Source organism: Nonomuraea sp. NPDC049028 (assembly GCF_043197735.1).
GTDB lineage: Bacteria > Actinomycetota > Actinomycetes > Streptosporangiales > Streptosporangiaceae > Nonomuraea.
The window spans coordinates 163861-186556 of record NZ_JBICTR010000008.1; the positions used below are offsets into that span (position 1 = coordinate 163861).

The window sequence follows — 22696 nt, forward strand, 5'->3', positions numbered from 1 at the left end:
ACACGTCAACACCTTGTCGGGCGCAGTCGGAGCGGGTTTGCCGCCCATCCCACCCTGGAGGTTCGCCATGCGGATCGGCACGACCCTGGCCTACAGCGGCGGTTTCAAGCAGGTGGCCGCGGGCCTGCGTGACCTGGAGAAGGCGGGGGTGGAGATCGCCTTCGTGGCGGAGGCATACTCCTTCGACGCCGTGAGCCAGCTCGGTTATCTCGCGTCGGCCACGGACCGGATGCACCTCGCCTCGGCGATCCTGCCGATCTACACCCGGACGCCGTCGCTGCTCGCGATGACCGCGGCCGGCTTGGACTACGTGTCGGACGGCCGGTTCACGCTCGGCCTGGGCGCGTCAGGGCCGCAAGTGGTCGAGGGGTTCCACGGCGTTCCCTACGACGCGCCGATCGGCCGTACCCGCGAGATCGTGGAGATCTGCCGCCGGGTGTGGAGCCGCGAGGAGGTCGTGTACGAGGGCGAGCACTACGAACTCCCGCTGCCGGCCGGGCGCGGGACGGGCCTGGGCAAGCCGCTGAAGCTCATCAACCATCCGGTACGCGACCGCATTCCGGTCATGCTGGCCGCCATCGGTCCCAAGAACGTCAGACTCGCCGCCGAGATCGCCGAGGGCTGGCTGCCGATCTTCGTACATCCCGGCCGGCTGCGCGAGGTCTGGGGCCCGTCGCTCGACGCCGGCCAGGCCCACCGCGACCCGGCCCTGGGCCCGCTTGACATCGTGGTCACCATGCCCCTGGCCATCGGCGACGACGTCGGCCACCTGCTCGACCGTGCCCGCCCGCAGCTCGCGCTCTACATCGGCGGCATGGGCGCCCGGGGCAAGAACTTCTACAACGACCTCGCCCGCCGTTACGGCTACGAGCGGGAGGCCGAGCTCATCCAGGACCTCTACCTGTCGGGACGCAAGCGGGAGGCGGAGGCCGCGGTCCCCGAGGACCTGCTGCGCGCCACGTCCCTGGTCGGGCCGAAGGAGTACGTGGCCGACCGGCTCGCGGAACTCGCCGCGTGCGGCATCACGACGGTCAGCGTCAAGCCCTTGGCGGACAGCCAGGCCGGTCGGGTCGCCGCTATCGAGCTCCTGCGGGACCTCATGCCCTGACCGTCACGGGCGTCCGGCGCGAGGGCGCGGAAACAGTTCCGCCCTTCTGCCAACCTTTTTCCGGCACCTCCGCGTTGAGGCCATGTGAGTGATCCAACGGAAGACGCCGCGTACGCCGCCTTCGCCGAGGCGGCCTGGAACAGGCACATGGCCGTCGCCATCCTGCTCACCGGCGATCGGCACCGGGCCGAGGAACTGCTCCAGGACTGCCTGGTGCGGCTGTACGTTCGGTGGCGACGCGTAGGTCCCACCGACCCGCATGCCTATCTGCGCCGCATGCTGGTCAATGGGAACGTCAGCTGGTGGCGGCGACGTCAACGGGAACTGCCCACTGCCGACCTGCCTGATCACGCTGATCCTCGGTCCGGGCCGTACGAGCCGCACGAGGATTTACGCCGCGCGCTGCTCGCCCTGCCGCGCAAGCAGCGCGCCATCGTCGTCCTCCGGCACTACGAGGATCTGACGGAGAAAGCGGTCGCGGCGGCACTCGGCTGCACGGTCGGCACAGTCAAGAGTCAGCACTCCAGAGCGATGGCGCGGCTGCGCACGGCTCTGCGGGATAACCAGGAGGCAGCGCGATGAACGACGACCATGAAGAGTTCGCACAGGCCTTGCGGACTCTCGCTCAGCGTGAACCGGTCACGCCCGCGCCGGTGTCGGCTCTGGTACGCCGGGGACGCCGGGCCAAGCGGACCCGTGCCGTGGTGGGGGCCATCGCCGGAACGGTCATTGCCTCGGCAGCCGTCGTGGTGGTTTGGGGCAGCGGCGGAGTCGTCCCGGCCGGCCCGCCACCAATTGCCAGTGCGCCGCTCGCCGGAGACGGTTCACGGTCCTCGCATTCCTCCCGTACGCAATCTCTGGACGCCCGGTCCGTCCTGCTGGCCGCAGCCGAGACCGCCGCCCGCGAGCCGGCCACGTCGGGCCCCTACTGGTACACCCGTCAACGCATCTCCCAGCCGGCCCATTACTACGGGAAGAAACTCAAAAAGCCGCAACGGCAGAAGATCCCCTTCTCGGCGACCGTGGCGAGTACCCAGGACAGCTGGTACGCGAGCGAGAAGGGCGAGCCCAGCCGAACCGTGACGGGTCAGGACCCTAAGGTCGCCTTCGCTTCCCCGGCGGACGAGGCGAAGTGGAAGCAGCTGGGCTCGCCCGCCCTGGCCGGAGAGAAGCCGTCGACCAACGACTACGACATGGAACTCCACTTTCAGATCGGCAACCACAACTTCACGGTCCGGCAACTGCTCAAGCTGCCGACCAGCAAGGACAGGCTGGAGAGCCAGTTGCGGCGGCTGTTCGACGAGGAGCGCGCAAGCGACTGGTGGCCCGCCAAACCGGAGTTCACCGAATACGTGTGGTCGGCGGCGCAGGACCTGCTGGCCGGTCCGATCAGCCCCGGGACCCGCTCCGCCCTCTACCGGCTGCTTGCCGAACAGCCTGCGATCAAGTCGCTGGGAGAGGTCACCGATTCGCTGGGGCGCACCGGGGTCGCCCTGGCGCGGGCCACAGCAGGGAATGGGGACTCTGCGGGCGAGGCTCGACTGATCGTGGACGACGAGACAGCGGAGTTGCTCTCCTACGAGTTCCGCGAACAAGGGCAATCGTCGCCGACACTGCAGGTCAGCTATGAGGACATGGGCTGGGCCGAGGCCTTAGGTGAGCGCCCGCAAAGCTGACTTCCGGCTGAGGCCAGGCCGAGCGAGGACTTTGCCACGGCGGACCTTGGGGTGGCGGGAGATTGTCGTCACGATGGCGGGGCCTTGATGTCACAACGGCGGGGTGGCCGGGCCGCGGGGCCTTGATGTCACAATGGCGGGGCCTTCGGCGCCCCATCTGGTGAGTGCCGTCTGGTGCCCGATCTGGGCACCCGTGCGGGGATCCACCTTGAAGGCGCCGAACATGGTGGTTGTCTCCAGCGCTACGGCCGTATCCCACAGCGCCTCACGTGTGGCGCCGGCCGCCTGCCCGGCGCAGTGTGTCGCGATCGCGGCAGCGGCCGCGGCCTGGGCTGCTGGATAGTCGGGGAGTGACCCGGAGCGTTTCCGGTAGGCGCTCAGGAAGTCGTCCTCGCTCATGGACAACTCGACATGACCGCCGCTCCCCGGGAACCACTGCCCGACACCGTAGATGCCCGAGGGCTCCTCGACGGCCTGGCCGAACTCGCGAACGCCCGCGGCCACGGCGCAGACGTTCTGCGGAGGCGTCGGCAGTGATCTGGCCGAGGTGACCGTTTCCACGTCTTCCTCGAACGAGCCGGCGCAGAAGAGATCCCAGCCCTCCTCGAATGAGCCCGAGCGGAAGATGTCCCAGTTCTCTTCGAGCGAGCCGGTGTAGCCCTCCGATGTGCTCGGGCGGCGGCGGATGGTGTCTATCCCGAGGGCGCGCGCCCGGCGCTCAGCGCCATCGGCGACCTGACGGCCGAAACGGCCCTTGCCGGGGACGATCAGGAGCGGGCGGGGATCCTCGCGGGCGGCGAGGTGCCGGACGAAGGGCTCCGCGTAGTGGCTGGCCGGCGTCGGCACGGACACGACGTGGCCGGGGCGGGCGGTCTCCACGTCGTCGCCTGATCCGCCGTGGTTCCAGATCAGGCGATCCAGGGTCACGGCGACGGTTCCCGCTCTTCGCATGAGGATGGTCGAGTAGGGGCCGAGCAGGAGGTCGCACTCCGCCGACAACCTGGGGAGGAGGGCGGCCAGCCGTTCGGGATCGCTGCCGTCGTCCTCGATGAGCAGGTCTGCCGCGCCGGTTGTGGACCGCCAGATGTCCAGGGCGAGTCCGGCCTGCCTGCCGAATCTCGCGTACTTGCCCGACAGGGACAGGCAGGCGCCGAGCCGAAGGCGGCTGCCGGACATCGTCCCTCCTACTCGTCGTAGGCCCAGCCGCTCCACCGCTCGACGGTGATCGCGATCACCGGGCCGGCGGGGCGTCGCTCCACGTATTGGTCGTAGCGTGCGGCCAGCCGGTCGAGCCACTGGCCGCGTGTGGTGTCGTCGTCGACGAGCGCGGCCGTGCCGTCGGCTCGGGCCCACCACAGGCGCCGCCAGTCGTCGGCGTAGTGGTCGACCAGGACGCACACCCGGTTGTCGCTCGCGATGTTCCGAAGCCTGCGGAGGTCTGTCGTCCGCTTCGGTTTGTCGTCCACGGCGAAGGCGATCATGTCGCCCGCCACCGCGAAGACGATGGGCACCAGGTGCGGCGCCCCTTGCTCGTCCACGGTGGCCAGCCTGGCGCTGCGTGCTGCCAGGAACTTCGCTCGCGCCACGGCCTCGTCCATCGCACCAACTCTCAGCCGGCCTCTGAGCCGGACGGCCTCTTAGGCGACCTCTCAGACCACGTCGAACTCGTTGCCCTCCGGGTCCGTCATCGCCACCGCGTAGTGGTCCATCCCGGGTTCGGCGAGCACGCGTACGACAGAGGCGCCCGCCCGGACCAGCCGCGTCACCTCGGCGTCGACGCGCTCTCTGCGGATCGCCAGCGGGACCTCCTCCCGCTTGCCGCCCACCTTGATGTCGAGGTGGAAGCGGTTTTTAACCACCTTGCCCTCAGGCACCTGCTGGAACCAGATCCGCGGGCCTCCGCCCTCCGGATCGACGATGCTGTCGGAGCAGTCTCCGTCGCCGAGCTCCTCATCCGGCACGCCGATGCTCTGCCAGTAGTCTCGCCAGGTGTCGAAGTGGCCCGGCGGCTCCTCCAGCTCATAACGCAAGCCGTCGGCCCAGAAGCGCGCCAGCCGTCCGGGGTCGGCGCAGTCGATCACCAGCTGAAAAGAGACCATGGAGGCATCCTGCCGAAGGGGTCCGACAAATCTTTGTCAGCGGGGCATCTCCAGGACTCGGGCGTGCAGGATCGAGCGCTGGTGCAGGGCCGCCCGGAGCGCCCGGTGCAACCCGTCCTCCAGGTAGAGCTCGCCCTCCCACTGCACCACGTGCGGGAAGAGGTCGCCGTAGAACGTGGAGTCGGCGGCGAGCAGGGAGTGCAGGTCCAGCATGGCCTTCGTGGTGATCAACGAGTCGAGCCGGACCTGCCGTGGGGGGATCTGCGCCCACTCTCTGGGCGTCAGACCATGGTCGGGATAAGGACGTCCGTCACCGACAAGCTTAAAGATCACCCCAACGATTTTAGGAGAGAATCCGATTACTCGTGTTCTACGCCGCCGTTATACAAGATCGGCCTGTGCGCATTTGGCCGGATCGCCGATCTTGTAACCGCGATTCAGGGCGTTGACGCGTTGCTCGGAGCTGCCGTGCGTGAACGACTCTGGGTCGATCCTGCCCTGCGTACGCTGCTGGATCCGGTCATCGCCGACGGCCGCCGCCGCGTCGAGCGCCTCGGCCATCTCCGCGGTGGTGAACGGCTTTTCGTAGAAGCCGGTCTCGACGGCGTGCTTGGCCCACACACCCGCGTAGCAGTCGGCCTGCAACTCCGTCGCCACCGAGTTGCCCTGGGAGAGCTCGCCTAGGAGGTCCTGGGCGTGGTGTCCGTACTCGTGGGCAATTACATACGCCTGTGCGAATGGGCCGCCTTTTGCGCCAAATTGGCTTTGCAACTGGTCGAAGAAGCTCAGGTCCAGGTAGACGCGCTGGTCGCCGGGGCAGTAGAAGGGGCCGACCGCCGAACTGGCCGCGCCGCAGGCGGTACGCAGGCTGCCGGAGTACAGGACGGTCTTCGCCGGGCGATAGTCGGAAATCTGGGTCTTCCAGTAGTCCTGGATGCTGTTGACCACGCCGACAACCCGGCATTTCTCCGACTGATCGGCGTCCTTGCCAGTACGGCACTGCTGCGACAGGTTCGAGGACGGCTGCCGCTGTTGTGCCGGCTGGTCGGTTCCGCCGCTCAGGTTGTTCAGGACGAAGACTATGACGAGCACGATCAGGCTGACGATTCCGCCGCCGCCGATGACCATGCCGCCCGGGAACCCGCCACCGCCCCCGCCCCCTCCACTACCGCCGACGTCCTCCACCTGTGAGGAATCGAGGTTGGCGTCGTCCCTGAAGTCCATCGCTGAGGTCCCTTCTCGGGTGCTGCTCGGATGACAGCTTCCCGAAAGGGGCGTATAGATGCCAACGGTGAACCTCTCATACCCGCGCGCTTACGCAGAGTATTCACCGGTGGCCGGGCGCAATGTCCGCTAATCTGCCCATATGACTGGTGGTCTGCTGGGAATCGCGTTGGTGTCGCTGGGCATGGTTCTTACCCCCGGGCCGAACATGATCTATCTGGTGTCGCGCTCCATCACCCAGGGCCGCCGGGCCGGGTTGATCTCCCTCATCGGGGTGGCGCTCGGGTTCACCGTCTATCTGACGGCCACCTGCCTGGGCCTGACGGCGATCTTCGCGTACGTACCCGCCGCCTACACCGCCCTCAAGCTCGCCGGCGCCGCCTACCTGCTCTGGCTGGCCTGGAACGCCGTCAAGCCCGGCGGCACCTCCGCCTTCGAGCCGCGCGAGCTGGCGATCGAGCCGCCGCGCAAGCTCTTCGCCATGGGCCTGCTCACCTGCCTGCTGAACCCGAAGATCGCGATCCTGTACCTCTCGCTGCTGCCGCAGTTCATCGATCCGGCCATGGGGCACGTGCTGCTGCAGAGCCTCGCGCTCGGCTCGGTCCAGATCCTCATCGGCACCCTGGTCAACGCGCTGATCGCGGTGTCGGCGGGCACGCTGGCGGCCTTCCTGGCCGGCCGCCCGCTCTGGCTGCGGATCCAGCGGTACCTCATGGGCACCGTGCTCGCCGGCATCGCCGTCCACCTCATCGCCGATCGCTCCAAGGCCCTCGCACCGGCATAGGAGCGCAGCGCTTCAGGCGATATTTCGGGAACCGCGTGGCCTCCTGGTGGCATCGTCGATCAGCCCGGTCAGACGCCCTGATCAGGTGAGCGCGACGCGGACGGCCGAGGGGTCGGCTCCGGCAAGAGGGATGGAGAAGACGGCCGTCCGCTCGCGCGCCCCGTACACCACGAACCGCAGGCCGTCCTCGTCCCATACGTCCTGGACGTCCGAGGTGAGCTGCGCGGACGCCGAACAGTACGCGGGGCTGAGGTAGAGCAGGTGCAGCGAGACCTCCAGGGGGATCTCACCCGGTGAGCGTACGGCCAGTGGCCGGCGGAGCCGTACGAGGAGCTGGCGCAGTGGGCTCAGCCAGAAACGGTCCAGCTCCGCCGAGAGGCCCAGCAGGGCGACGACCTCCACCAGGCCCAGCGCGACGAGCGGGGGATCCAGCGGGTACGGCCCTGCCCAGATCGCCGCGACGCCCGCGACACACAGCAGCCCCGCACGGGCGAAGGCACGCACGTCCACGGGATGGGAGTGCGCGCCCAGGCAGCCGCACGACGACGTGGGCGCGGCCGCGTACGCATAGGCGAGATAGGCGAGGAACCCCGCCGAGAGCACGGCGGCGGCCGCGCCCTCCTCAGGGGTGGCGGGCGGCAGCAGCAGCGCGGCCGCCACCGCGAGCTCCACCACCCCGACGAGGCGGAGCGTGGGGACCGCGCGCGCCGAGCCGACCAGCCGGGCCAGTGCGGTCCGTCCGGCTTCCGCCCGCATTCGACGGCTGAACAGTTTCATCAGGGCCGCCCAGACGAGGAAGAGGGCGATCACGTACGGCTGAAGCGCGGCGATCCCTTGCATGTGTCGCTCCTAGTGGGGGGAGAAGACGGTGGCGATGTCGACCTCGTTGGTGTCCGGTCGCCACGCGCCGAGGATCTGCACGTGCTGGCTCACCCGCAGCATCGACAGGTCCGCGGACGGCGGTGACTCGGAGTGGACGGCGACCGACTTGCCCGACACGACGTGGCAGAGGACCTCTTGGCCGTTGTGGTCGAGGTGGATCTTGTCGCTGGTGATGTTCTTGATGTGGCCCTTGATGTTGACGATGTTGAGCCACACCGATTCGGCGGCGAGCACCCCGTCGGGCATCCGCACACCTCGGGCGTACAGGCCGTCACCCGGCTTGGCTTGGTCGAAGGGGACGGGCCCCAGCTTCCAGAGGCTCGTGCCGTCCACGACCCGGATGTTGTGGAAGACCATGTTCGAGCCCAGGACGAGGAGCGTGTTGTCCTTGATGGAGCGGATCCGGCCCTCGGCGAAGTTGGGGTCGACGGTGCCGGGCTCCACTTCGGGCGCCCTGGCCGTGGCGAACGCCGCCTCGGGGCCGAGCGAGCCCAGCGCGGTCGCGGCGACCACGCTGGCCCCGCCCCCGAGCAGGGCGGACTTGAGCATTTGCCGTCTACTGGTCATCGTCAGCTCCCTAGGGGGTCGAGATCTCGCAGGGCCTCAGGCCGGCGGAGAGGCTGGCGATCTTGCTGTAGGCGGCCGGGGTGAGGTCGATCAGGCGGTTGCTGGCGCAGGTCGCGCCGCAGCAGCTCTTCTCACCGCAGAACAGGTCCGTCTGGGGGCCGCAGTCGGCGATGGCGGTGACGACGCTGGTACCGCTGCACAGCGCCGTGATCTTGTGCTGGAACCCGCAGGTCCGCCGGGAGAGGCTGACGCCGCAGGTGTCGGGGTGGGTGATGGCCAAGCAGGCGTCGGAGGTGTTGGGCCAGGCGTGCTGGAGGCTGCCCGAGTTGCAGGTGCCGCAGGCTCCCTTGCCGGTGGTGCTGCAGGGTCCCCAGGCTGTGCCGCAGCAGAACCAGGAGACCTCTCCTTGGACGGAGGCGTATAAGTCGATGGGTGGGGGGTCAGTGGGCTGGCGGCGCACCATGCGCGTCCTCCTTGGGGTGGGCTCTGCAGGGGTCCCCCGATGAGGTGGTGAAACTTTCCGACTTGATCCATCAAAACATGTAAGAATTTTTCGTCAATGCCCAATTTGTCCAGACGCGCCCAGCCTGCCTCGTTCCACCGCGCTTGCGACTCGCCCGGACCTACGGCGCTTGTCGGGATCTACGGCGCTTGCCGGGATCTACGGCGCTCGCCACTCGCTTGGACACGAGATCAGTTCTTCTCTGGCAGTCGCGCCACATCAGATACCGGTCCGAGATGGCCGAGCTTGTCGGGATTGGCCACCGAGTGGATCGCCTGGACCACACCGTCGGCGATGTCGAGTTCGACCACGCTGGCCACGCGCCCTTCGGCGTCGTACATCACCGCGCCCGGCCGGTCGTTGACCCAGGCCGGCCGGAAGGAGACGCCGAGCATCCGGATCCGGCGGAACCCGCCGACGAGCAGCTGCGCGACGCGCCGGGGCTCGGTCGCCGGCTTCGCGATCGCCTGGGCCTTGCCGCCGCCGTCCCCGATGAGCACGACGTCGGGCGCGAGCATGCCGAGCAGCGCGTCCATGTCGCCGCCGGCGGCGGCCTCGAAGAACCTGCGGGCGAGCTTCTCGCCTTCCGCCCGCCGCGCCGGAGGCGGCACGCTGCCGCGCGACGCCGGGGACGGCATGCTGTCGCGCCCCCGCCTCCCGGCGGCGATGCGCTGCCGGGCGCGCGTGAAGATCTGCCGGCAGTTCACCTCGGTCTTGCCGGTCATCTTGGCCACGTCCGGGTAGCCGTACCCGAACACCTCGCGCAGCATGAACACCGCCCGCTCCACCGGCGAAAGGGACTCCAACAGTACGAGGAACGCCATCGACAGCGAGTCGGCCAGCTCGACGTGCTCGACCGGCCCCGGCCCATCGGCGGTCACGACGACCGGCTCAGGCAGCCAGTCCCCGACGTACGTCTCCCGCCGCACCCGCGCCGACCGCAGGTAGTCGATGCCCAGCCGCGTCACCGTCGTCGTCAGGTACGCCTTCAGGTCGGCGATCGTGGTTCCGGCCTGGCGCGCCCGGGTCAGGCCGAGGAACGCGTCCTGCACGATGTCCTCGGCGTCGCCCACCGACCCGGTCATCCCGTAGGCGATGGAGAACAGGAGCGGCCGGTACGCGACCGCGCCCGTCTCATCCGCTGATCCAGGCACTCGGCTCATTTCCTTGGCCTTCTCCTACGTGGACACCTCCGCACGACGTCCAGCAGGTTACCCAGGGGCCTTCGATCATGGTTGCGCGGCGGTCACCAGGCGATGGGGCCGAGGCGATCGATGAAGATCCCGGTCGGCCCGTCGGCGTCGATCGTCGCGAGCCTCACGATCGAGTCGGTGCCCTCGGTGACCGTCAGCTGCCCGGTGTGATGGTTCATGTCGGTGGCCGCGAATTTGTGATTGACGACCTCTCCGGGAGTGGCGATGTTGAACTTGATCTCCGGGAGCGCCTGGGCGTACCGGACAGTGATCATGTTCAGCGCCGCTTTCGACGAGCTGTAGGCGAGCTCGTGCATTTTCGAGGCGGGCTGCTCCGGATCGGTCACGACCGCGAAGGAACCAACGGCGCTGGACACCATCACCACCCGCGGATGATCGGCCGCCCGCAGCAAGGGCAGGAAGGCCTGCGTGACCCTGATCGGTCCGTACACGTTGGTGTCGTAGACGGAGTGAATCTCGTCGACTGTCGCGTCGGCCGGCGCGATGGCCTTTCCTGGCGCGCCGGCGTTGTTGATCAGCACATCCAGCCGATCGGTGTGCTCCCGGACGAGCCGTACGGCTGCGGTGACCGATTCGTCCGAGGTCACGTCCAGGGGGACCATGACGACGTTCGCGCCACCGTCGGTGAGCTTGTCGGCGGCTGCCTGGCCGCGGCCTTCATCACGCGAGCCGAGAAAGATCGTCCAACCCTGCTCGCCGAGCCGCCGGGCCGCCTCGAGGCCGAGTCCCTTGTTGGCGCCAGTGATCAATACCGAGGTCTGTTCCGAGTTTGTCATGGCCTCTATGACGGAATGCCCTGCTCGGCTGTGACGCGTTGTGAGCGAGCTCACAACGCGGACTGGTGCCGGTGTCTCTTCGCCGGGACGGAAATCCGGCGGGGCCGCCGGTGCGCGACCCCGCCGGAGGTCTTCGCTCAGCCGCAGGGGCTCTTGGTCCATTCGCTGTAGCGGGTGACGCTGCCCCAGCTCGAGACCTCACCGTCGCAGAATTCCGTCTTGACTCCGACCAAGTTGGTGTATGCGGAGTCGGAGTAGTACGCCGTGTTGCACTCATAGCCGGCCGGGCAGCGGAAACCCAGCGTGCCGGCCTGCGCGGTGGTCGGTATGACAGCGAGGGCGGCGGCGGCCAAGGTCGCAATGCCGAGTACGCGACGGATCATGAATCGTCCTTCCTGATTGCGGGAAAGCGGATGGGACCCGGCGGAGTCGCCGGGAAACGGCTCATAGGTCCGCGACGCCCTGGCCTGCACGGGGCCGGTCGGGAGGGCGACGAGGGCGGTGGTGGCCAGGCTAAGGCGATGAGGCGCGACAGATCATGAATGGTTCTTCGTCAGCACGAAGGCGGAGTCTCGGCGGGATCGCTGGAAACGAACTGCCCGGCGTTTCACGTTCCGCTCAGCAGGGGCCTCGATAGTAGTCCGAGTAGTTGCTGCGCACACCCCAGACGTACACGGTGCCGTCGCAGAGTTCCTCTCTCAGTCCGATCTCGGTGGTGTGGGCGGCGTCGGAGTAGTAGGTGGTGATGCAGAGGTAGTTTTCCGGGCAGGCTGAGGCCTGCGCGGGGCCGGTGGGGAGGGCGATGAGGGCAGTGGTGGCCAGGGCTGCTGCGACCAGTGCGCGACGGATCATGAATCGTCCTTCCTGAGCACGAAACGGTGTGGGACTCACCCCCCTGGGCGGCGACACAACCCATGATCGAAATGATCCGTCCCGTCCGAAGGAAACGCAACACTTACAGACATGGATGACGATCTGTAGAACGACAGGTGCATTCGCGTCCCGCGCCATGACGTGTTGCTGTTATCGGACGCATGGATGATGCGTATCGACGCGCTCACCTGGTGTCATGTCCGCTGTTCATGCCGCCGCGTCTGCGCTGGCCCGATAATTCGGACACTGGTTTTTTGATTTACGGATGGAGTAAGGTCGCCGGCTGTGGTCTGGCCTGCTCTGCGAGGCTGGAGAGCAGGCTGACGTGAAGGGGCGGATGCGCCAGGCGTTCGAGTCGGCCGAACCGGCGTCGATCAGCGAGGCGCCGGACTATTTCGAACCGCAGATGCTCTTAACGAATTCCTGGTACCACTGATCCTCCTCGCCCGCGAGGGAGGGATCGGGATAAATGGTTTCCTCGCCCTTCGGTCGGAGTACGCGGAGTGGTATCGGCCACGTCCCACGGGGGACGATCTTGCAGTTTGTCACGCGGTATTTGAGTTGGAGAGCAATGCTCTCGCCAGGGAGAATCACATACGGCCCTCGTCGTTGGGGGTTGAGCAGCTGCATTCCTGGCCCGCTGCGCCCAATCCCGACGATGGTCACGGACTCCTTGCCGGCGTTGCCGAACTGTATGGAGATTTCGAAGCCGCCTTTGCCACTGCCTCCGCCCATCCCGCCCGTCAGCGAGATGTGAGGTTCTTTGACCGCGACGGGGACCCGGACGGCCGTGGTCTTCGCGGGGGGAGATGTCGCTTCAGACGTGTCTGCGTTCACCGCTGATCCGTTGAGAAAAAGGGCCACGGATAAGAGCGCGACGGCGCCGGCAGAAGAACGGGGTGGGATGATCACCCGACATATCCTTCACCACTCCAGCCCGATCGTAAAGTGGTGATTGGATCATAGCGTAGGGGATTACCGCCCTCTTCCGTCGCTTCTCAAGATGGAAGGGAAGCGCGTCCGATGATGTTTCTCGCTCTCATCTACATTTTTCCTGGTGGTGTATTACGCCGACAGCTTCGTGGGCGCCGGGAGACCGGCGCCTGCTTCGCCGTGACTTGGGCTCGGGCGACGGGGCAGCAACAGCGGGCTGGCGAGGATCAGCACTCCCGCGATCGTGATGGCCGTGCGTGGGCTGGTGGCGTCGGCGAGCAGGCCGCCGAGCGCGCTCAAGATGGCGATGGCGGCGCTGCTGCTGATCGACCAGGCCGACAGGGTGCGGGCGGTGCGGTCTGAGGGAGTGTGTTCGAGTCGGTAGGTGGCGAGTACCGGGTTGTACAGGCTCATGCTGATGATGATCGCGAACTCGACAGCCATCACGATCGCGAGGCCGGCGACACCGGGACGGACGAAGGCGAGGCCGATCAGCCAGACCGCGCGCAGTGTGCCGACCGTACGGAGGATCCGGTGTTGGCCGTACCGCGCCACGACGCGGCGGGCGAGGCGTGAGCCGATGAGTCCGCCGACGCAGGGGACGGCGAAGGCGAGGCCGTACTCCCAGGGGGAGAACCCGAGCTCGCGGAGCAGGAGCACGCCCAGTAGCGGCTCGGTGGCCATGATCAGTCCGCTGACGAGCAGGTTGTTGAGATAGAGCGCCCGCAGGCCGGGATGGGTCAGGATGTGCCGAAAGCCGTCGAGCAGCTCGCCTGCCCGGGCCCGGCTCTTGTCGGTGCGTCGCGGGGGTTCTTCTCGGCCGCGAATGGCGCTGATCCCCAACGCGGACAACAGGTAGCTGAGCGCATCGGCCACCACAGTGGTCACCGGCCCGAACAGGCCGATCGCCGCCCCGCCCAGCGGCGGCCCGACCGCGATCGAACTCCACGTCGTCGACTCGAACCGCGCGTTGGCCACGAGCAGATCATCCGGCCGTACGAGGGTCCTGAGGTGGGCGCCGCTGGCCGCGTTGAAGGCGATCTTGGCCGCGGCTGTCACCGTCGAGACAACCAGCAGCTGTACGAAACTGAGCTGGTTGAAAGCGTAGGCGACCGGGATCGTCATCATGGCCGCGAACCGAGCCAGGTCCATCGCGATCATGATCGGCCGCTTGCGCCGAAACTCCACCCACGGCCCGAGCGGCAACGCGATCAGCGCGCCCACCGCCGGCCCCACGGCGGACAGCGCGGACACCTGGGCGGGGCCGGCATGCAACACCAGCACGGCTATCAGGGGCAATGCCCCGAATCCCAAGCCGGAGCCGTAGGCGCTGACCGCGTACGCCGCCCACAGCCAGCCGAACCGCCGGCCCAAGGATCGTCTAGCCACGAAGCTCCACATCTCCCCGCTCCGAACAACTTGCCGTTGACCACTCCGATCCAAGCAAGGCCGAGAAGGCGGATCAAACAACGCGGCTGGCGGCAAGTCACAACCATTGGTTGTGGGAGTAGCGTGTGGTGTGTGGATCTCAACGCCGTACGCACATTCGTCGCCGTCGCGGACGCAGGCCAGTTCCAGGAAGCCGCCGCCGAGCTGTCGATCACCCAGCAGGCCGTCTCCAAGCGCGTCGCCACGCTAGAGAAAGACCTCGGTGTGTGCCTGTTCACCCGTACGGCGCGCGGAGCCCAGCTCACTATCGACGGCCAGGCGTTCCTGCCCCACGCCCGTGAACTCCTCCGGGTGGAAGAGCGGGCGGACGCGTCCGTACGTCCTGGTCGGCGTGCGCTACGTGTCGACGTCGTCAACCGGCGGGTCGCGGCTGGGGTGCTGCTGCAGGACTTCTACCGTACGCATCCCGAGATCGAGCTTGATGTCGTGACCCTGAAGGGCGACGTCGAGGCCGCGATCGCCGCTGTCGAGGCCGGGACGATCGACGCCACGTTCCACGCCGTCACGGTTTCCGCGCGGCATCTGCCAGACCCGATCAGGACTGCCCGAGTGATCGACGAGCCGCACCAACTACTCGTCGGACCCCGCCACGCGCTCGCCAAAGCTCACGCAGTCACGCCCGCGCAACTTGCCGGGCACCGAATCTGGATGCCCGGCATGGCCCCAGAAACCGAATGGGCCGGTTACTACGACGAACTCGCCGCCGCGTTCGGTCTCACGATCGACATGGTCGGGCCCAGCTTCGGAATCGAGGCGCTGCTGGCCGAGATCGCGGACTCCTCCGAACTGGCGACCCTTGTCGGCGAAGGCTCGCGGTATCTGTGGCCGGACAGCTACGACCTGCGGCGCATACCGGTACGTGACCCGGCGCCGCTCTACCCGATGTCACTGATCTGGCGCGACGACAATCCGCATCCCGCGCTCGTCGAACTCCGCGACTATCTCGACTCCAGACGAGTGGACGTATCCGACACCGAGGTCTGGTTGCCCACCTGGGGATAATGATCAGCTCGCTCGCGCGGTGAACGCCAGGAGGGGTGCGGCGGTCCGCGGCGGATCCTCGAGCATGGGTGAGTGTCCGAGGCCGGGCAGCAACTCGACCGTCGCGCCCGGAACGACGCGGTAGTCGGCGGCGGATGATGATCGCCATCTCCGATCGTCCTCGCCGAAGATCACCAGCAGCGGCTTGCCGAGGGACGTCAGCCGCTCCGGGAGCGCCCGCTGCTCCAGATACTCGCGGATGCCCTGCATAGTCGCGGTGAGCGTGTGGTACGTCATCGCGCGTACCTCGTTCAGGAGCTCTTGGGGGATCTGGTAGCCCGCGCGGCTGAAACCGGTGCTCGCGAACTGGCGGAGCTGCTTGTCGGTCGGCGGCCACTGCGAGGGCGTGATCGTGGCGGACTCCGAGGCGATGAAGGCGGCCAGGCTGGGCCCGGTGTTGATGAGCGCGAGCGCGGTCACCAGGTCGGGCCGCTGTTCGGCGAGGGCGGTGGCGACCGCGCCGCCGCTGGAATGGCCGACGACGATGGCGTGCTCGACGCCGAGCCGGTCCATTGCCGTGCCCACCCGGCGTCCCTGCTCCGGGGTCGCGTAGCTGCGGTCGGCCGGTTTGGCTGACCGGCCGTGGCCCAGCAGGTCGATTCGGATGACGCGATGGGACGTGGTCAGCAGCGGAACCAGCGTGTCCCATGAGCGGGTCGAGGACGCGGACCCGTGAATGAGCAGGAGTACGGGGGCGTCGTCGGGGCCGTCCTGGCACACGTAGATGTCGTCGTCGTCCAGAGACAGGGTCTCGGCGTGGCCTTTCACGCCGTCAGAAATGGTCATGAGGCCACTGTCGCCGCTGGTACGCGCCGGCGGATTGGACGAATGTTCCTCTCCTTGGCGTGCGTAGCATGGGACGGTGCGGACATTCGTCCACGGTGCGGCTGTGTGGGAGGTCGCATCCCCGCAGCGGCCCAGCCGGGTGGCCGGTGTCACCATGGCCGGGTTCCGGGTCGGTGACCTGGACGCGCTCCGGATGGTCCCGCACCCGGCCGTGACGCTGCTGCTGGACTTCGGCGCCGGTTCGCCCATCCTGAACGATGCCGCCGGGCGGCAGCAGCTGGGAAGCGTCGTCGCCGGGCCCGGGATCGGGTCCGGGGGTGCGGTGTGGGCGCGGGGGGAGAACGTCGAGTGCGTACAGGTGCGCCTGTCCCCGGTGATCGCCCGCGCGATCCTGGGCGCTTCCCCCGCCGAGCTCGACGGCGCCGTGGTGGCCCTCGACGACCTGTGGGGGCGGGAGGCGTCACGGATCCGTGAGCGACTGGGCGATGTCTCGTCGTGGGAGGATCGCTTCGCGTTGACGGACGCGCTGCTCACCCGCCGGTACGAGGCGGGGTCGCCGCCGGTGGACCCGGAGGTGGCCTGGGCCTGGGACCGGATCGTCGGCGGCCACGGCCTGGTCCGGGTCGACGGACTGGCGGCCGAGGTCGGATGGAGCCGTAAGCGCCTTTGGTCCCGGTTCCGGTCGCAGCTCGGCCTGCCGCCCAAGCGCGCCGTGAAGCTGGTCCGGTTCGACCATGCCGCCCACCGCCTGGTCGCGGGTGAAGGTGCGGCCCGAGTCGCGGCCGACGCCGGCTACACGGACCAGTCCCACCTGCATCGGGATGTTGTGGCGTTCACGGGAGTAACCCCCGCGACCGTGGCGGACGAGCCGTTTCTGGCGGTTGACGACATCGCCTGGCCCAGCCACTCACTCGCCAACCCACAGACCACAGCGAGATCGATCGCGCTCAGCAGCAGTTCTCCGAGGCGGTGACCGGTTCGTCGCCCGATGCGGCGGCTGGGGTACAGCAGGCTGAGTCGGTCTCCTTGGCCAGGGTGTCGGCGTCGCCCTTGACCACGTACACCTCCCATGGCTCGGCTCCCGGGCCGTGCACCCACACCTTGTCCTGGAGGGCGTAGCAGCAGGACGTGTCGTTCTCCTCGAAGGTGGCCAGCCCGGCGTCCTTGAGCCGCCGGGTGGCGGCGTTGACCAGGGCGGTCTCCTCGACCTCGACGCCGAGGTGGTCGATGCGAGTCGCCTCTCCCTCCTCGCCTTCGATCAGCACCAGCTTGAGCGGTGGCTCGGCGATGGCGAAGTTGGCGTAGCCGGGCCGGAGCTTGGCCGGTTCGGTGCCGAACAGCTTGGAGTAGAAGGTGATCGAGCTCTCCAGGTCGGCGACGCGGAGGGCGAGCTGGACGCGAGACATGACGATCTCCGATCGTTGTTTCGACGGATGTCTAAGCAGCCTCGAGTTTGCGCTTCTGATTAGAAGTCTGTCAAATTAGAGATATGTCGAAACAGGAGCTACCGGTGGTCGCCTCCGGATGCTGCACGCCGCTGATCGCGGAGCCGATCACCGAAGACGAGGCCGCCGAGACGGCCCGCGTGTTCAAGGCACTGGGCGACCCGATCCGGTTGCGGCTGCTGTCCCTGATCGGTGCCCACGAAAGTGGCCGCCAGGTCGGCAACGGGGTGTGCGTGTGCGAGCTGACCGAGGCTTTCACGGTCACCGCGCCGACGATCTCGCACCATCTCAAAGTGCTGCGCGAGGCCGGTCTGATCGACAGCGAGCGGCGCGGCACCTGGGTGTACTACTGGATCGTCCCGGCCACGCTCAAGCGTCTGACCGGCGTACTGGCCCTGCCCGAGACGCTTGCCGCGGACGCGCGGTGAACCTGGCGCGCCGGGCCCTGGCCGAGTTCGCCGGCACCGCGGCCCTGGTGGCGATAGTGGTCGGCTCCGGCATCATGGCGGCTGATCTGTCGCGTGACGTCGGCGTACAACTGCTGGCCAACAGTCTGGCCACAGCAGCGGGCCTGGCCGTGCTCATCGTGATCCTCGGACCCGTGTCCGGCGCGCACTTCAATCCGGTCGTCTCCGTCGCGGCCTGGGTACTCACCCGCCGCGACGCTGACCCGGCGGTGCGTGGCCGGGAGGTGGCGGCCTACGTTCCCGCCCAGATCGCCGGAGCGATCGCGGGGGCCGTCCTGGCGAACGCCATGTTCGCGCTCCCGGCCGTTCAGATCTCGGCTCGTGGCCGGTCGGCGCCTCATCTGCTGCTGGGTGAGGTGGTGGCCACCGCCGGGCTCATCGTGGTCATCTTCGCCCTGACCCGGCAAGGCCGCGCCGCGCTGGCACCGGTCGCGGTCGGTGGCTACATCGGCGCCGCCTACTGGTTCACCAGTAGTACGAGCTTCGCCAACCCCGCCGTCACCCTGGGGCGAGCGTTCACCGACACCTTCGCCGGGATCGCCCCCGCTTCCGTGCCCGGTTTCATCGCCGCCCAGCTGGCCGGTGCCGCGCTGGGCGGCCTGCTGCTGGTCCTGCTCTACCCGAACAGCCCGCAACACGTCTCCGGTTCCACTTACCAAGCCGCCGATCAGCCCCGATAGGAGAAACCCGTGCCCGACGTGCTGCCGCAGGTGTTGTTCGTGTGCGTGCACAACGCCGGCCGCTCCCAGATGGCCGCCGCCTTCCTGTTCCACCTGGCCGGCGGCCGGGTACGCGTTCGTTCGGCTGGTTCCGCGCCCGCCGATGAGGTGAACCCGGCCGTGGTGGAGGCGATGGCAGAGCGTGGCATCGACATCTCCGCCGAGATCCCTAAGGTGCTCACGGTCGATGCCGTCCAAGCCAGCGACGTCGTGATCACCATGGGTTGCGGCGACGCCTGCCCGATCTTTCCCGGCAAACGGTACGAGGACTGGGTGCTGGACGACCCGGCAGGGCAGGGCGTCGAAGCCGTACGTCCGATCCGGGACGCGATCGAGGCCCGCGTACGCGCGCTGATCGCCGACCTGACCTCCGCTCCCGCGGACACGGCGACCAGGTGAGCGTCGCCGCGAATCTGGACGGGCCAATCATCGGCATATAGCGAGACATCGTACTGATCGAGCGTCGCAGTCACATCGTCACCTGAACTCTCTCGGTAAGTCCGGCCGCTCTCATACCTGCATGGAATGTCGCCATCTGCGGCTTCCGCGACCAGTCTTCATCGTCTATCGTCGATTAACGATGAATGGAGAGAAGAGGCCGCTCGATCGGCCTACCGCCGCCGAGTACGCCTCCTGGTTCAAGGCCCTGGCGGACGCCACCCGCGTGCAGATCGTCTCGCTGCTGGCCCGGAATGGCGCGCCGATGAGCGTGGGCGAGATCGTCGAGGCCGTCGATGTGGGCCAGTCCACCGTCTCGGCGCACCTCAGGATTCTGTCCGAGGTCCGGTTCGTGCTGGTCGAACGTGTCGGCACCGCGGCCTTCTACCGGATCAACACCGTGTGCGTGGAGTGCTTTCCCAGCGCAGCCGATCTCGTCATGGGCCGTCCCGCTCCCAAGCCGCCCACCTGTACGCCCGCGTCAGGAGATACCGATGAGTGAACCCACTGACAGGCGTGAGGCCACCGTCCAGCGCTACTCCGGGCTGGCCCAGCTGGCCGTGTCCGGCGGCACACCGCTGGACTGCGAGGCCGGCGCCTTCACCGACGGTTGTTTCGGCTCCGCCGCCTACGCCGACGGCGACGCACCTGAGATGCCAGAGGCAGCCCTGCGCGCCAGCCTCGGCTGCGGCAACCCGCTCGCCGTCGCCGACCTTCGCCCTGGCGAAACGGTGCTGGACCTCGGCTCCGGCGGCGGCCTGGACGTACTGCTGTCCGCCCGCCGCGTCGGCCCCACCGGCCGCGCCTACGGCCTGGACGCCAGCCCCGACATGCTCGCCCTGGCCCGCACCAACGCCGAACAGGCCGAAGCGAAGAACGTCGAGTTCCTGCACGGTCACATCGAGGACATCCCGCTGCCCGCGGCCGCTGTGGACGTCGTCATCTCCAACTGCGTCGTCAACCTCTCCACCGACAAGCCCGCAGTGCTGGCCGAAGCCTTCCGCGTCCTGGTACCCGGGGGCCGCCTGGGCATCAGTGACGTGATCGCCGACGACGACTTGAACCGCGACCAGCGCATCGCCGCCGAACAGCGCATCGGTTGTGCCAACGGCACCCTCACCGCCCGCGAGTACGAGCGACTACTACGAGACGTGGGCTTCACCAGCGTCCGCGTCACGCTCACCGACGACACCGGCGGCGGACTCCACTCCGCCATCGTCCAGGCCCTCAAGCCGAACGACGGCTGACACGAGCGGGTGCTTTGCGATACCGGGGACGCTGCCCCGGAGTGTCACAGCCGGTCTTCCGCGCTCAGCGCGCGGCGAACCGCAGCGCAAGATCTGGCTGTAACACTGGGGCCCGCCGTTACCTGTATCGGTAGAGGATTCGGCCGCGGGCGAGGTCGTAGGGGCTGAGCTCCACGAGCACCCGGTCGTACGGCAAGATCTTGATGTAGTTCTTCCGTATCTTCCCGCTGATGTGCGCCAGCACCTTGTGGCCGTTCTCGAGCTCTACCTTGAAGGTGGCGTTGCGTAGGCACTCGACGACGGTGCCCTCCACTTCGATGCCGCCTGCTTTTCTTGCCATGATTTCTCCGGAGTGGCTGTGAGGTCGGTGCGGAAACGGATCCTGTTGCCGCAACCGTGATCGGGGCGCCTCGGCAGGCGCGGTTGTCGCGGACGGCGGCCGTGACCCGACCGTCTCGCCCGGCGATGGGTGGGGCGTCAGCGGAGTACCAGCTCCAGGTTGCTGCTCGCACGCCGGGCGCCGACGCGCTCGAAGAGCGCCATGGCCGCCCCGTTGGATTCGTTCACCTCGGCCGATGCCGTTTCGATCCCGCGGCGGTGCAGCGAACCCAGCACATGGGCGAGCAGCGCCCGGGCGATACCGCGGCGGTGCTGGTCGGACCGGACCGCGATCAGCCCGATCCGTGGCTGCCGGATGACCGGCGCCACCCGGAGCAGCCCCACATATCCATCCGATTGTGCGGCCACCGCGTACTTCGACGGGTCCAGCACGGTAACGCCGTCTGGGAGGGGCAATACCTCAGCCGGCATCTCCTGCCATCCGACGGTGGCTTCGACCTCGTCGCGGATCACGCGATCCAGCTCGCGCAGAGGGCCCTCCTGCGCCTCGCCGACGCCCACGATCGTCACGTCCGACGGTGGTGGCGCTGAGCCGAGTCCTGTGACCTGCGGGTCGGTGGGTACGAGGTACTCCCACTCGCGGCGTCTGGTCGTGAAGCCGGCTCGTTCCCAGTGGGACGTCAAGTCGAGGTCGGTTTCGTCGACCAGCGTGTACAGCGGCTTCGGCAGGTCCGCCAGCATGGCTTCGGCGAGTTGGTCGAAGACCGCGCCGTGCCACGCGTCGATGCTGACGAAGATCCGTCCGTCGGGCCTGCGCGAAGTGTCGCCGCGGCCGACCACCCGGTCATCCGCCAGAGCGTGCCATTGCCGCTCCGCGACCCGCGCGACCACTACGGGATGCTCGCCCATGTCTGAAGTGAAACTGTTCATAGGTTGTTGCCTTTCGGGCTTGCCTTGTCGAGGCACTCCCGGCGACACCTATGTCAATCGCCCGACCGTGATGACGAGGGGGAGCACCCACATCGATACAGCGTTCATGGGTCTCACCTCCTTGCGGCCTGTCACGGTTCCCGCACGCTATCAACCCGAACGCGATCCCGTACAACCATTTTTCCGGCGATCAGCTCGGCGGGCCGCCAATGCGCTCATCAGCCGCGGGCCGCACGGCTCTCCCAAGGTCCAGGCGCCCGCGCGTAGCGCTCCTGCTGTCCGGGCGTCGCCTGTGGTCCCCGGCCGTGCGCGGCGGCGGGCCGGGGGCGGGGCACGATGGGTAAGGGCGGGCCTCGATGAAGGCGGGGTTTGTGGGTCCAGGCGTTCGTGCGGTCCACGGTGGCCCGTGCCGTGGCGAGGAGATGAGCCTGGGTTTCGGCGAGCAGGTGGCTCGTGTCCCATGTGCGCAGCCGGTCGCGGTAGTGGCGGAACCCGCCGGGAGTCGTTTCGGCCGGGGCCGGGTGTGAGCGCTGTGAGCGACACAAACGATCTCTTGTTGGCTCCGTTTTGTGCCGCGATGACGTCAACTGAGGCTGGAAAGCCAGAAGGGGTGTGCCGTCGTGACGGCACACCCCTTCTGGGCAGGCGGAGGATGGGGGATTTGAACCCCCGAAAGGTTGCCCTTTACACGCTTTCCAAGCCTGTAGATCTCTGTTCACCGCTGGTCACAAGGGTATCTACCTGGGCTGTAGTCCTTGAAACGGGCCCCGATGAACACCCACGAACGACGGTGAACTGAGACTGCAAATGAGACTACGACTCCTGCTGGATCGCAGCTCACGGAGGTGTTCGGCGTCTTCTCCGTCCAGGCTCGCTTGGGACGCATTGACCATCTGCACGCGCGCCTGCTGGCTAGGGGTTGAGTGCGGCGCGCAGCCGCTCCGCGTAGGCGCGGCGGCGGTCGGCGGGGTGCCAGTCGGGCTGCGGGGGAAGAGGTGCTGGTGGAAGTGCCAGACATCTTGGTTGCCAGCGGGCTCGTTGTGCTGGCGGGTGGAGACGCCCGCGCAGTCATAGGCGGTGCGCATGGCGCGGGCGAGCATTCGGGTGGTGTCGAAGATCGCGTGGCCGTCGGCGGCGGGGAGGTCGTAGAGGTTCTCGTGATGGGCGACGGGGATGATCAGTAGATGTCCCGCGTTC

The 22696-nt window shown here is 67.8% G+C and carries 29 protein-coding genes and 1 pseudogene; 11 read left to right on the forward strand and 19 right to left on the reverse strand.

Annotated features, from left to right (window positions below; all coding sequences use genetic code 11):
* The first annotated feature begins 67 nt into the window (after positions 1–67).
* From ACGFJ2_RS31070 to ACGFJ2_RS31080, 3 genes are all read left to right on the forward strand, one after another.
* Positions 68–1108: an LLM class F420-dependent oxidoreductase gene (locus tag ACGFJ2_RS31070; RefSeq protein WP_357937969.1), complete on the forward strand. Its 1041-nt coding sequence runs from the start codon at positions 68–70 to the stop codon at positions 1106–1108.
* A gap of 84 nt (positions 1109–1192) precedes the next feature.
* Positions 1193–1690, forward strand: coding sequence for a SigE family RNA polymerase sigma factor (locus ACGFJ2_RS31075; RefSeq protein ID WP_357937966.1), 498 nt, complete (start codon positions 1193–1195; stop codon positions 1688–1690).
* Complete coding sequence (locus tag ACGFJ2_RS31080) at positions 1687–2784, forward strand: CU044_5270 family protein (protein ID WP_393474273.1); 1098 nt, start codon at positions 1687–1689, stop codon at positions 2782–2784. The genes ACGFJ2_RS31075 and ACGFJ2_RS31080 overlap by 4 nt, the downstream gene beginning before the upstream one ends.
* A gap of 90 nt (positions 2785–2874) precedes the next feature.
* Here the strand turns inward: ACGFJ2_RS31080 and ACGFJ2_RS31085 are convergent, their stop codons facing one another.
* Genes ACGFJ2_RS31085 through ACGFJ2_RS31105 form a run of 5 tightly spaced genes read right to left on the reverse strand, consistent with a single transcriptional unit; the run spans position 2875 to position 6107 of the window.
* Entirely contained in the window at positions 2875–3960 is a 1086-nt protein-coding gene (locus ACGFJ2_RS31085) for an ABC transporter substrate-binding protein (protein ID WP_393474276.1), read from the reverse strand.
* An 8-nt stretch (positions 3961–3968) separates the two neighbouring features.
* Positions 3969–4382: a TIGR03668 family PPOX class F420-dependent oxidoreductase gene (locus ACGFJ2_RS31090; RefSeq protein WP_357937957.1), complete on the reverse strand. Its 414-nt coding sequence runs from the start codon at positions 4380–4382 to the stop codon at positions 3969–3971.
* 51 nt (positions 4383–4433) lie between these two features.
* Positions 4434–4883 carry a VOC family protein gene (locus tag ACGFJ2_RS31095; RefSeq protein WP_357937954.1) on the reverse strand — a complete coding sequence of 150 codons (450 nt, stop codon included), beginning with the start codon at positions 4881–4883 and terminating at the stop codon, positions 4434–4436.
* Positions 4884–4919: 36 nt separating this feature from the next.
* The gene (locus ACGFJ2_RS31100) at positions 4920–5216 is read right to left on the reverse strand and encodes a type II toxin-antitoxin system VapB family antitoxin (protein ID WP_357937951.1); all 297 of its coding nucleotides are present in this window, start codon (positions 5214–5216) and stop codon (positions 4920–4922) included.
* 48 nt (positions 5217–5264) lie between these two features.
* Positions 5265–6107, reverse strand: coding sequence for a neutral zinc metallopeptidase (locus ACGFJ2_RS31105; RefSeq protein ID WP_357937948.1), 843 nt, complete (start codon positions 6105–6107; stop codon positions 5265–5267).
* A 142-nt stretch (positions 6108–6249) separates the two neighbouring features.
* Here ACGFJ2_RS31105 and ACGFJ2_RS31110 point away from each other — a divergent pair, with 142 nt between their 5' ends.
* On the forward strand, positions 6250–6891 hold the full coding sequence (locus tag ACGFJ2_RS31110) for a LysE family translocator (RefSeq protein WP_357937945.1): 642 nt from the start codon (positions 6250–6252) through the stop codon (positions 6889–6891).
* A gap of 81 nt (positions 6892–6972) precedes the next feature.
* Here the strand turns inward: ACGFJ2_RS31110 and ACGFJ2_RS31115 are convergent, their stop codons facing one another.
* The 9 genes from ACGFJ2_RS31115 to ACGFJ2_RS31155 form a co-directional block, all read right to left on the reverse strand.
* Complete coding sequence (locus ACGFJ2_RS31115) at positions 6973–7731, reverse strand: MauE/DoxX family redox-associated membrane protein (protein ID WP_393474281.1); 759 nt, start codon at positions 7729–7731, stop codon at positions 6973–6975.
* A gap of 9 nt (positions 7732–7740) precedes the next feature.
* On the reverse strand, positions 7741–8340 hold the full coding sequence (locus ACGFJ2_RS31120; protein ID WP_357655210.1) for a cell wall protein: 600 nt from the start codon (positions 8338–8340) through the stop codon (positions 7741–7743).
* 10 nt (positions 8341–8350) lie between these two features.
* Positions 8351–8803 carry a hypothetical protein gene (locus ACGFJ2_RS31125; RefSeq protein ID WP_357937936.1) on the reverse strand — a complete coding sequence of 151 codons (453 nt, stop codon included), beginning with the start codon at positions 8801–8803 and terminating at the stop codon, positions 8351–8353.
* Positions 8804–9033: 230 nt separating this feature from the next.
* Positions 9034–9996, reverse strand: coding sequence for an RNA polymerase sigma factor SigJ (sigJ, locus tag ACGFJ2_RS31130; protein ID WP_393474285.1), 963 nt, complete (start codon positions 9994–9996; stop codon positions 9034–9036).
* 92 nt (positions 9997–10088) lie between these two features.
* Positions 10089–10832, reverse strand: a complete 744-nt coding sequence (locus tag ACGFJ2_RS31135; protein ID WP_393474288.1) for an SDR family oxidoreductase — start codon at positions 10830–10832, stop codon at positions 10089–10091.
* Between the two features lie 137 nt (positions 10833–10969).
* Positions 10970–11215, reverse strand: a complete 246-nt coding sequence (locus tag ACGFJ2_RS31140; RefSeq protein ID WP_363992157.1) for a DUF6289 family protein — start codon at positions 11213–11215, stop codon at positions 10970–10972.
* A 235-nt stretch (positions 11216–11450) separates the two neighbouring features.
* Positions 11451–11684: a DUF6289 family protein gene (locus tag ACGFJ2_RS31145; protein ID WP_357937925.1), complete on the reverse strand. Its 234-nt coding sequence runs from the start codon at positions 11682–11684 to the stop codon at positions 11451–11453.
* A gap of 411 nt (positions 11685–12095) precedes the next feature.
* Entirely contained in the window at positions 12096–12617 is a 522-nt protein-coding gene (locus tag ACGFJ2_RS31150) for a hypothetical protein (RefSeq protein WP_393474292.1), read from the reverse strand.
* 153 nt (positions 12618–12770) lie between these two features.
* Positions 12771–14027 (reverse strand): MFS transporter, encoded by a 1257-nt coding sequence (locus ACGFJ2_RS31155; protein WP_393474295.1) that lies wholly within the window; start codon positions 14025–14027, stop codon positions 12771–12773.
* 132 nt (positions 14028–14159) lie between these two features.
* Here ACGFJ2_RS31155 and ACGFJ2_RS31160 point away from each other — a divergent pair, with 132 nt between their 5' ends.
* Entirely contained in the window at positions 14160–15089 is a 930-nt protein-coding gene (locus tag ACGFJ2_RS31160) for a LysR family transcriptional regulator (protein ID WP_393474298.1), read from the forward strand.
* Positions 15090–15092: 3 nt separating this feature from the next.
* On the opposite strand, the gene ACGFJ2_RS31165 is transcribed toward ACGFJ2_RS31160, so the two are convergent.
* Positions 15093–15914, reverse strand: coding sequence for an alpha/beta fold hydrolase (locus tag ACGFJ2_RS31165; protein ID WP_393474301.1), 822 nt, complete (start codon positions 15912–15914; stop codon positions 15093–15095).
* A 76-nt stretch (positions 15915–15990) separates the two neighbouring features.
* Here ACGFJ2_RS31165 and ACGFJ2_RS31170 point away from each other — a divergent pair, with 76 nt between their 5' ends.
* Positions 15991–16887 (forward strand): helix-turn-helix domain-containing protein, encoded by an 897-nt coding sequence (locus ACGFJ2_RS31170; RefSeq protein WP_393474304.1) that lies wholly within the window; start codon positions 15991–15993, stop codon positions 16885–16887.
* Here the strand turns inward: ACGFJ2_RS31170 and ACGFJ2_RS31175 are convergent.
* Positions 16862–17320 (reverse strand): ArsI/CadI family heavy metal resistance metalloenzyme, encoded by a 459-nt coding sequence (locus ACGFJ2_RS31175; protein ID WP_393474307.1) that lies wholly within the window; start codon positions 17318–17320, stop codon positions 16862–16864. The genes ACGFJ2_RS31170 and ACGFJ2_RS31175 overlap by 26 nt on opposite strands.
* Positions 17321–17403: 83 nt before the next feature.
* Here ACGFJ2_RS31175 and ACGFJ2_RS31180 point away from each other — a divergent pair, with 83 nt between their 5' ends.
* The 5 genes from ACGFJ2_RS31180 (at position 17404) to ACGFJ2_RS31200 (ending at position 20230) form a co-directional block, all read left to right on the forward strand.
* The gene (locus ACGFJ2_RS31180) at positions 17404–17787 is read left to right on the forward strand and encodes a metalloregulator ArsR/SmtB family transcription factor (protein WP_357937904.1); all 384 of its coding nucleotides are present in this window, start codon (positions 17404–17406) and stop codon (positions 17785–17787) included.
* Positions 17784–18506, forward strand: a complete 723-nt coding sequence (locus tag ACGFJ2_RS31185) for an aquaporin (protein WP_393474310.1) — start codon at positions 17784–17786, stop codon at positions 18504–18506. Before ACGFJ2_RS31180 ends, ACGFJ2_RS31185 begins: the two co-directional genes overlap by 4 nt.
* A 9-nt stretch (positions 18507–18515) precedes the next feature.
* Positions 18516–18944, forward strand: coding sequence for an arsenate reductase ArsC (locus ACGFJ2_RS31190; protein ID WP_393474313.1), 429 nt, complete (start codon positions 18516–18518; stop codon positions 18942–18944).
* A 181-nt stretch (positions 18945–19125) separates the two neighbouring features.
* Positions 19126–19485 carry an ArsR/SmtB family transcription factor gene (locus ACGFJ2_RS31195; protein ID WP_393474316.1) on the forward strand — a complete coding sequence of 120 codons (360 nt, stop codon included), beginning with the start codon at positions 19126–19128 and terminating at the stop codon, positions 19483–19485.
* Positions 19478–20230 (forward strand): methyltransferase domain-containing protein, encoded by a 753-nt coding sequence (locus ACGFJ2_RS31200; RefSeq protein WP_357937892.1) that lies wholly within the window; start codon positions 19478–19480, stop codon positions 20228–20230. The genes ACGFJ2_RS31195 and ACGFJ2_RS31200 overlap by 8 nt, the downstream gene beginning before the upstream one ends.
* Before the next feature lie 118 nt (positions 20231–20348).
* On the opposite strand, the gene infA is transcribed toward ACGFJ2_RS31200, so the two are convergent.
* The 3 genes and pseudogenes from infA to ACGFJ2_RS31215 form a co-directional block, all read right to left on the reverse strand.
* Positions 20349–20570: a translation initiation factor IF-1 gene (gene infA, locus ACGFJ2_RS31205; RefSeq protein ID WP_357937889.1), complete on the reverse strand. Its 222-nt coding sequence runs from the start codon at positions 20568–20570 to the stop codon at positions 20349–20351.
* A gap of 137 nt (positions 20571–20707) precedes the next feature.
* Positions 20708–21478: a GNAT family N-acetyltransferase gene (locus ACGFJ2_RS31210; RefSeq protein WP_393474320.1), complete on the reverse strand. Its 771-nt coding sequence runs from the start codon at positions 21476–21478 to the stop codon at positions 20708–20710.
* A gap of 758 nt (positions 21479–22236) precedes the next feature.
* Positions 22237–22689 (reverse strand): annotated as a pseudogene (locus ACGFJ2_RS31215) (HIT family protein); the annotation flags it as partial.
* Positions 22690–22696: the final 7 nt, after the last annotated feature.